Below are 732 nucleotides of genomic sequence, written 5' to 3'. Positions count from 1 at the left end.
GTCGTCGATGCCGCCCGGTCTGCCCGCAGCGCGCAGATCGGCCCGGCTGATCTGGCCGGCGATCAGCGGGACCGCCATCGGCCATCTCAGGCGATGGGCGAGGACGACGTCGGCCAGCCACAGGGCCAGCGGCTCTTTGTGCGGGATGAAGCGCACGCTCGCTGCGGCAATTTCCGCCGCCGCCGCGACGGCGTTCCCGTTACCTGCCGCCAGCTTCGCCGCGGCGGTGACGACGTCCTCGAGCGCGTCGTTGAAGCCCAGCTCGAACATGATTGAGAAGGAAGTCATCCAATAATCAGGTGCCATGGCAGCACGCTCGCCGAGATGGCGCCAGGCCTTGAGGATGCGCCCACCCGGGCCGGGATCATCGATCTCGCGGCGCAGATACCAAGCGTCGCGCAGCGCCGCCTCGTCTTCGGCGCGCCCGCCATGGCGGGCGAGGACGGCGGCGTTGGCCAGCGACAGGCGATGCCGCCAGAGCAGGCCGAGCGGGTGCTCGCTGCGCGCGATCGGGTGGATCGCAGCAAGCGCGGCGCCGGCAAACAACATTGCATCATCAACCACTTCGGCTGGTCCGATCTGCCGTGCCCATCCCGGAAAGGGCGGGAAGGTCGGCGGGGGCTCGGGGATGATTCGCGCACGCGAGGGCATGGCCGAGCCTAACCTATGGCGGCGCTTACAACCAGCTATCCGCCCGAAACCGCCGTTGTTGTCGACAATTTAAAACGAGTG

The 732-nt window shown here is 68.0% G+C and carries 1 protein-coding gene; it reads right to left on the bottom strand.

Annotated features, from left to right (window positions below):
• Positions 1 to 651 (bottom strand): DUF1403 family protein (locus CWO89_RS44870; protein WP_130584459.1); only part of this gene is annotated, 651 nt, incomplete at its 3' end.
• Between the last annotated feature and the right edge of the window lie 81 nt (positions 652 to 732).

Origin of the sequence: Bradyrhizobium sp. Leo170 (genome assembly GCF_004296405.1) — a bacterium.
In the GTDB taxonomy this organism is placed as follows: Bacteria; Pseudomonadota; Alphaproteobacteria; order Rhizobiales; family Xanthobacteraceae; genus Bradyrhizobium.
The sequence above is the reverse complement of the archived record's forward strand: the minus strand, read 5'-3'. Positions and strand labels throughout refer to the sequence as shown.